Raw genomic sequence first — 7375 nt, 5'->3', positions numbered from 1 at the left:
TCCCTCCGCCGGCGGCGTTGCGTTGGTGGGGGGGGTGGCAGGGGTGGCGTACACCCCGCGCCCACCCCCGCGCACATCCGCCCGTCCTCTCGGGGATCGCGTTTACGGATCCGGACGAATGCGCCTGCCTTCCACTCTGGACTCGGGATGACGGACTGGGGAAGATGGGCGACGGTCGGGTGGTCAGACCGGCCACGGAGGTATTCGGACGTAGAGAATCGGGCATCCCTCGTAGAGAGCCGGAGAGTGCGAATGAACATGTCAGCCAGCGAGTTTCTGCTATGGGAATTGCGCCGCCGGAGGGCGGTCGAGGGGCTCAGCCAGGACGAGTGGGGATCACGCCTCTACTTCTCGCCGCAGCACGTCAGCGCCGTCGAGCGAGGCACCCGGCCGGTCAAGCTCGACTATCTCCAGGCCGTCGACAACGAGTTCGGCACGTCGCTGGCGGTCTTCTACGAGAGCTTCGTCAAGCAGGAACTCGCCCCGGTCTGGTTGCGCCCCTGGCTGGAGTACGAGGAGAAGGCCACCGCCCTACGGCTCTACGGCGCGCTGGTGATCCCCGGCCTCTTCCAGACCGAGCGGTATGCGCGAATGGTTCTCTCATGTAGTCCGCTGCAAACCGACGAGTTGGAGCGCAAGGTTCAGCTCCGGGTGAGCCGCCAGGACATTCTTGATCGCACCAACCCGCCTCGCGTCTCTGCCATCATCGAGGAACTGGCGCTTCGACGCGGCGAGCCGGAAATCATGTCGGAGCAGATCCGACACCTCATCACGCTCACGGAGCGGCCCAACATCACCATCCGGGTGATTCCTGCCGACGCCCCGGCGCATCTCGGCTGGGGTGGCCCTCTGGCACTCGCGAGTTTCACCGATGCCGAGGACGTCGGCTACCTCGACAACCACCTGGTGGGGCAGACCGTGACCAGCCCAAACCAGGTCGCCACGCTGCACGAGGTCTGGGATAGTGTCAGCGCAGTCGCACTGCCAGCTCGCCAATCCCTGGACCTCCTCAAGGAAGTGGCAAAGTCATGGACTTGACCGACGCCGCCTGGCGCAAGAGCACACGTTCCACCCCGAACGGTGGGGACTGCGTCGAGGTCGCGGACAACCTGCCTGGACGGGTACTCGTCCGGGACAGCAAGGACCGCGACGGCGCCGCCCTCGCCTTCACCCCCACCGCCTGGCACGCCTTCGTCACGGATCTCGCCCGCCAACCGTAGATGCGTCCGGTGTGGACGGCTGATCGCGGCCGGACAGGGATGTCGCAGCGGCATAGAATCAGCCATTGATGGGTGGGAGTCCGGCTCCGCTTGGCACAGTGCACCTCGGCATCGACGTCGGCACGTCGAACACGGTGGCGGTTCTGCGTGATCGCGACGGCGAGGTCCGCCCGGTGCTCTTCGACGGCGCTCTGCTGCTGCCCTCAGCGGTCTTCGTCGACGGGGAGACCATGCTCGTCGGGCTCGACGCGCAGCATGCCGGTGCCTCCCGGCCCGCGCTTCTGGAACCCAACCCCAAACGCTGCGTCGACGACCGGTTCGTGCTCCTCGGTGAGCGGGAGATCCCCGTCGAGTCGCTGCTCGCCGCGATTCTGCGCCGGGTACGCGAAACCGCCGAGCAGGTCGCCGGGCACCTCGACGCGGTGACCCTCACCTATCCGGCGACCTGGGGAGCCCGCCGGCTCGCCACCCTCACCACCGCCGCGCAGCTCGCCGGGCTGCCGGCCCCCACAACGGTGCACGAACCGGTCTCCGCCGCCGCGCACTTCGTCGGTCTGCCCGCCGTCGACCTCACCGAGAAGCAGTTCGCACTCGTCTACGATCTCGGCGCGGGTACCTTCGACGCCACCCTGATCAGACGGACCGGCGACGGCTTCGACGTGGTCGCCAGTCAGGGGCTCGCCGACGCCGGTGGGCTCGACATCGACGCGGCGATCGTCGCCTCGATCTACGCCCACCTCCGGCCCGGCGACGACGCCTGGGACTACCTGCGCCAGCCGCGTACGCCGGCCGACCTGCGCAACCGGCGGACTCTGACCGACGGCGTACGGGCGGCCAAGGAGATGCTGTCCCGCACCTCGTCCACCTCCGTCTACGTCCCGGTGCTGGACACGGAGGTGCCGCTGGGCCGGGAACAGTTCGAGGCGCTGGCCCGGCCGCTGCTCGACCGGACGGTGGGGGCGACCCGGGCTGTGCTGCGGGACGCGCACGTCGCCGAGGAGGACCTGTCGGCGATCTTCCTGGTCGGCGGCTCGACCCGGATCCCGCTCGTCGGCACCCTGCTGCACCGGGCGTTGGGCCGTCCACCCGTCGTACTCGACCAGCCGGAACTCGCGGTCGCACACGGCAGCATCGTCGCCCCACACCAACCCGCCCGGCTGTCCTCACCCTCCACGACGCTTCCGCCGACCGACCGGGCCGCACTCGCCACCACCCACGCCCTGCCGACCGACCAGCCCACGGCGACCGCTCCGGCACCGCCGACCGTCACGGCGCCGCCGACCGACCAGCCCGCGCCGGTCACCCGGGCGGTCCTGCCCGCCGGGCAGGCCGCCGGTGCGGCGTCGCCCCGGACCCGCTGGCCGGGGCGGCTGCCGGTACGGCTGTCGCGTCACCCGCGCTGGACGGCCGCCGGGCTCGGTCTGGTCCTCGTCGCGGCGGTCGGGCTGGGCTATCTGACGACCCGGCAGGACCGGGACCCGAGGGTTCCCGTCGGCGCCCCGACCGGAAGCCCGCACCCCACCCCCGGTACCCCTGGTTCGCCAACCCCGGTGGCCCTGCCGAGTTCGCTGACTCCCGCCGCCCCTCCCGCCGCACCGGTCGTGCCCGCCCCGTTCGTCGGCCGCTGGACCGGAAGGGTCAGCCAGCCGGGTGGTGTGGTCCGGTCCTGGACCGTGGTCGTCAGGCTCGCCGCCGGCTCCGACGTCGGATCGTTCGAGACGTCCAGTCTCGGCTGCCGGGGAACCCTCACCGTGGTGGCTCCCCGGCCCACCGAGCGCGAGATTCACCTGCGCCAGCGCACCACCCGGGACCCACGGGACATCTGTGTCGACGCGGCGGACTGGACGCTGATCGCCGCCGGGCGGGGTCGGATCGACATGTTCTGGCAGCAGTTCGGCATCCCCACCAACACCGCCACCGCGACCCTGACCCGCTCCTGACCCGGCAACCATCGTTAGACCGCCAAGCCGCCATCCGCGCGCTGTCGAGGCTCAGGTGTGGAACTGCTGGCCGTGCAGTTCGACGGAACCCCGTCGGGCCCCGGAGCGCGGCCGCAGCTCGACGGTCAGCTCGATCGCCGACAGTACGTCGTAGCCGGCGCCCCGCAGGCAGCGCAACGCCTCCACGTTGCGGGACTGCGGCTTCACGGTGAGCCGGGCCAGCCCGCGCCGCCGGGCCTCCTCGGCCACCTGGTCGAGCAGCGCCCGGCCGATCCCCTGGCTCCGGAGCGGGGCGGTCACCACCACCGGCTCCACCCGGCCGTCCCGGCCGTCCATGATCAGGCCGATCAGCCCGACCACCCCGGCATCGTCCCGCTCCGCCACCCACACACCGGAGAGGTCCAGCCGGGTCAGGTACTCCTCGAACGCCGCGCCCGGGTCGGTGCCGCCGAAGCTCGGATCCTCGTACAGCTCGCGGTGCTGCTCGACCAGCTCGGCCCAGAGCCGCCGACCGGCCCGATGGTCGGCCGGCCGGTACGGTCGGATCGCGGTGGCGGCCACGTTCTCATATCTACTCCCCATCGCCGCGCCGCGACACCTGGTTGGCCAAGAGCGGTCGACGAAGAGTTACCTTGCCCAGATGGACCTGGCGTACCTGCGGGATCATCCCGGGCAGCTTCCGCTCTTCCTCACCCACCAGCGGATCCGGGAGACGCCGGTGCCCGGTGGCGACATCTGCGCCGCCACCCGACTCACCCTGGACGACGGCAACTCCGTCTTCGCCAAATCCTGGCCGGAGGGGGCCGCCGAGCCCGTACCCGAGAATTTTTTCGCCACCGAGGCGGCCGGGCTGCGCTGGCTGCGCGCGGCCGGCGCGGTCCCGGTGCCGGAGGTGATCGCGGCGCTGCCGGAGCTGCTGGCCCTGGAGTGGGTGGAGCCGGGCGAGGCCACCCCGGCGGCGGCCGCGCGGTTCGGTGCCGAACTGGCCGCGCTGCACCGGGCCGGCGCCGACACCTTCGGCGCGGACTGGCCCGGCTTCGTCGGGGCGCTGCCGCAGGACAACACCCCGTCCGCCGGTCCGTGGCCGGTCTGGTTCGGCGAACACCGGCTCGTGCCCTACCTGCGGCAGTCGGTCGACAACGGCGCGCTCTCCGCGGCCGAGGTCACCCTCGTCGAGCTGGTGATCTCCCGGATCGACGGGTACGGCGGCGCCGAGCCACCCGCCCGGATCCACGGTGACCTGTGGCCGGGCAACCTGCTGTGGGGCGCCGACGGGCGGGCCTGGCTGGTCGACCCGGCGGCGCACGGCGGGCACCGGGAAACCGACCTTGCCCAGCTCGCGCTCTTCGGCGGCGCCCCGCACCTGACCACGATCGTGGACGCCTACCAGGAGGTCTGGCCACTGGCCGACGGCTGGCGGGAACGGGTACCGGTGCACCAGCTCCACCTGCTACTCGTGCACACCGCGCTCTTCGGCGCGGCGTACCGGGATGCGGTAGGTAGGGCGGCTCGCGCCGCGCTGTCGGTCTGACGCGCTACCGTCGAGCGATGACCATTCCCGTTCGATCCGGGGGAGCACCGGACCGGACGTCGGCGGACCGGCCGGACGTCGGGGGCCTCGTCGACCGGTACGGCAGGTCCGCGACCGACCTGCGCGTCTCGCTCACCGACCGGTGCAACCTGCGCTGCACCTACTGCATGCCGGCCGAAGGGCTGCCCTGGCTGCCGAAGTCGGAGGTGCTGACCGACGACGAGATCGTCCGCCTGGTCGGCATCGCGGTACGCCTGCTCGGGGTGACCGAGGTCCGGTTCACCGGCGGCGAGCCGCTGATCCGCCCCGGGCTGCCGGAGATCATCGCCGCCGTCGCCGCGCTCTCGCCCCGGCCCGTCATCTCGCTGACCACCAACGGGATCGGGCTGGACCGGCTCGCCGGGCCGCTGCGCGAGGCCGGGCTCGACCGGGTGAACGTCTCGCTGGACAGCCTCGACCCGACCCGCTTCACCGAGCTGACCCGGCGACCGCGGCTGGACGCCGTACTGGCCGGGCTGGCCGGGGCGGTCGCCGCCGGGCTGACCCCGGTGAAAATCAACTCGGTGCTGATGCGCGGGGTCAACGACGACGAGGCCCCCGAGCTGCTTCGCTTCGCGCTGCGCCACGGCTACCAGCTCCGCTTCATCGAGCAGATGCCACTCGACGCCCAGCACGGCTGGGACCGGGCGACGATGATCACCGCCGAGGAGATCCTCGCCGCGCTGCGGGCCGAGTTCACCCTGCTGCCGGATCCCGCCGAGCGGGGCGGGGCGCCGGCCGAGACCTGGCTCGTGCAGGGCTGGACGGACGCCGCCGGCCGGCCGGCCCGGGTGGGCGTGATCGGCAGCGTGACCCGGCCGTTCTGCGGCGACTGCGACCGGACCCGGCTCACCGCCGACGGGCAGGTCCGGAACTGCCTCTTCGCCACCGACGAGTCCGACCTGCGGGCCGCGCTGCGCGGCGGTGCCTCCGACGACGAGATCGCCGACCGCTGGCGGGTGGCGATGTGGGGCAAGCGGGCCGGGCACGGCATCGACGACCCGACGTTCCTGCAACCGGCCCGGCCGATGTCGGCGATCGGCGGCTGACGATGGACTCCACACCGACCCTGGTCGTACGCTACTTCGCCGCCGCGCGGGCCGCGGCCGGCGTACCCGAGGAGACCGTGCCGGGCGGCGGCAGCCTCGACCAGCTCGCCGGCGAGCTGGCCGACCGGCACGGCGCCCGGCTGGCCACCGTACTCGAAATGGCGAGTTTCCTGGTCGACGGCGTCGCCTGGCACGACCGGCAGGCGACGCTGCCGGTCGGCGCCACGGTCGACGTCCTGCCGCCGTTCGCGGGCGGCTGAGGAGGGCACGGCTTGTTCGCGGTGCTCGGCTTCGTAGGCACGTTGGCGCTGGTCACCGGCCTGATCCATCTCTACCTCTGGAAGCGGCTGGTCCGGGACACCACCCGGCCGGGACGCTGGCGCCGGGCCGGCGGCGTGACCGTGCTGGTGCTGGCTCTGCTCACCCCGGCGACACTGGTCGGCACCCGGCAGGGCTTCTACTGGCTGGCCTGGCCGGGTTACCTCTGGCTGGCCGTCATGTTCTACCTGCTCGTCCTGCTGGCCGTGCTGGAGATCCCGATGCTGGTGGCCAGGTTCGCGCTGCGCCGCCGCAGCCGGGCCGTCGTACCGGCGGCCGCCCCGGTCGGGGCCGACTCGGACAGCCCGCTGACCGGCGCCGCCGACTCCGACTCGGACTCCGACTCCGGCCACGCCCTGCCCGTCGCGGTCGACGGCGCGGACGTCGCAGCCGCGCCAGCGCCCGCGCCCGACCACGACCCGGGCCGCCGGCTGCTGCTCGCCCGGAGCGCCGCGATCTTCGCCGGCCTCACCGCGACCGGAACCGTCGGGTACGGCGTCCGCACCGCCCTCGGCCCGCCGCAGATCGACCGGGTCCAGATCCCGCTGGCGAAACTCCCCCGCAGCATGGACGGGTTGCGGATCGCCACCGTCTCCGACATCCACATCGGACCGCTGACCGGCCGGGCGCACACCGAGCGGATCGTGGCCACCATCAACCGGCTCGACGCCGACCTGGTGGCGGTGGTCGGTGACCTCGTCGACGGTACCGTCGGCGAACTCGGTCCCGCCGCCGCACCGCTGCGCGACCTGCGGTCCCGGTACGGCAGCTTCTTCGTCACCGGCAACCACGAGTACTACTCCGGCGTCGAGGAGTGGGTGGTCGAGCTGGACCGGATCGGGCTGCGGGTGTTGCAGAACCGGCGCGAGGAGATCCTGGCCCGGGGCGGCGCCCTCGACCTCGCCGGGGTCAACGACCCGGCCGGCGAGGGGTTGGGGTTCGCGGCCGGCCCCGACTTCGACGCCGCGCTGGGCGGCCGCGACCCGAGCCGCCCCGTGGTGCTCCTCGCCCACCAGCCGATCAACGTGCACGAGGCGGCGAAACACGGCGTCGACCTGCAACTCTCCGGGCACACCCACGGCGGCCAGATCGTGCCGTTCAACCTGTTGGTCGGGTTGCAGCAGCCGGTCGTCTCCGGGCACGCCACCATCGACGGCACCCAGCTCTACGTCACCAACGGCGCCGGGTTCTGGGGCCCACCGGTCCGGGTCGGCGCCCCACCCCAGGTCACCCTCGTCGAACTCCGCTCCCGCTAACCCCCGCACCCCGGGGGAGATC

General features: G+C 72.5%; 8 protein-coding genes. 7 read left to right on the top strand and 1 reads right to left on the bottom strand.

Annotated elements, in window-relative coordinates; translation table 11 throughout:
* Positions 1-258: 258 nt before the first annotated feature.
* The 3 genes from V1634_RS23635 to V1634_RS23625 all read left to right on the top strand — a co-directional run bounded on the left by V1634_RS23635 (position 259) and on the right by V1634_RS23625 (position 3160).
* Positions 259-1038 (top strand): helix-turn-helix domain-containing protein, encoded by a 780-nt coding sequence (locus V1634_RS23635; protein ID WP_331210082.1) that lies wholly within the window; start codon positions 259-261, stop codon positions 1036-1038.
* Entirely contained in the window at positions 1029-1220 is a 192-nt protein-coding gene (locus V1634_RS23630; protein WP_331210081.1) for a DUF397 domain-containing protein, read from the top strand. The genes V1634_RS23635 and V1634_RS23630 overlap by 10 nt, the downstream gene beginning before the upstream one ends.
* A 98-nt stretch (positions 1221-1318) precedes the next feature.
* The gene (locus V1634_RS23625) at positions 1319-3160 is read left to right on the top strand and encodes an Hsp70 family protein (protein ID WP_331210080.1); all 1842 of its coding nucleotides are present in this window, start codon (positions 1319-1321) and stop codon (positions 3158-3160) included.
* A 51-nt stretch (positions 3161-3211) separates the two neighbouring features.
* Here the strand turns inward: V1634_RS23625 and V1634_RS23620 are convergent, their stop codons facing one another.
* Positions 3212-3742 carry a GNAT family N-acetyltransferase gene (locus V1634_RS23620; RefSeq protein ID WP_331210079.1) on the bottom strand — a complete coding sequence of 177 codons (531 nt, stop codon included), beginning with the start codon at positions 3740-3742 and terminating at the stop codon, positions 3212-3214.
* 58 nt (positions 3743-3800) lie between these two features.
* Here V1634_RS23620 and V1634_RS23615 point away from each other — a divergent pair, with 58 nt between their 5' ends.
* From V1634_RS23615 to V1634_RS23600, 4 genes are read left to right on the top strand one after another with little or no spacing between them, the layout of a single operon-like run.
* Entirely contained in the window at positions 3801-4691 is an 891-nt protein-coding gene (locus V1634_RS23615; protein ID WP_331210078.1) for a fructosamine kinase family protein, read from the top strand.
* 17 nt (positions 4692-4708) lie between these two features.
* Entirely contained in the window at positions 4709-5779 is a 1071-nt protein-coding gene (gene moaA, locus V1634_RS23610; RefSeq protein ID WP_331210077.1) for a GTP 3',8-cyclase MoaA, read from the top strand.
* Between the two features lie 2 nt (positions 5780-5781).
* On the top strand, positions 5782-6039 hold the full coding sequence (locus V1634_RS23605; RefSeq protein WP_331210076.1) for a MoaD/ThiS family protein: 258 nt from the start codon (positions 5782-5784) through the stop codon (positions 6037-6039).
* A gap of 12 nt (positions 6040-6051) precedes the next feature.
* Positions 6052-7353: a metallophosphoesterase gene (locus V1634_RS23600; protein ID WP_331210075.1), complete on the top strand. Its 1302-nt coding sequence runs from the start codon at positions 6052-6054 to the stop codon at positions 7351-7353.
* The last annotated feature ends 22 nt before the right edge of the window (positions 7354-7375 follow it).

This window comes from Plantactinospora veratri (assembly GCF_036421995.1).
Taxonomy (GTDB): Bacteria; Actinomycetota; Actinomycetes; order Mycobacteriales; family Micromonosporaceae; genus Plantactinospora; species Plantactinospora veratri.
The sequence above is the reverse complement of the archived record's forward strand: the minus strand, read 5'-3'. Positions and strand labels throughout refer to the sequence as shown.

What these genes read in the sequence shown, in the direction of transcription:
- V1634_RS23635 (WP_331210082.1), top strand. Translation starts at nt 259, where the DNA reads ATGTCAGCCAGCGAGTTTCTGCTATGGGAATTGCGCCGCCGGAGGGCG.
- V1634_RS23630 (WP_331210081.1), top strand. Translation starts at nt 1,029, where the DNA reads ATGGACTTGACCGACGCCGCCTGGCGCAAGAGCACACGTTCCACCCCG.
- V1634_RS23620 (WP_331210079.1), bottom strand. Translation starts at nt 3,742, where the DNA reads ATGGGGAGTAGATATGAGAACGTGGCCGCCACCGCGATCCGACCGTAC.
- V1634_RS23615 (WP_331210078.1), top strand. Translation starts at nt 3,801, where the DNA reads ATGGACCTGGCGTACCTGCGGGATCATCCCGGGCAGCTTCCGCTCTTC.
- moaA (WP_331210077.1), top strand. Translation starts at nt 4,709, where the DNA reads ATGACCATTCCCGTTCGATCCGGGGGAGCACCGGACCGGACGTCGGCG.
- V1634_RS23605 (WP_331210076.1), top strand. Translation starts at nt 5,782, where the DNA reads ATGGACTCCACACCGACCCTGGTCGTACGCTACTTCGCCGCCGCGCGG.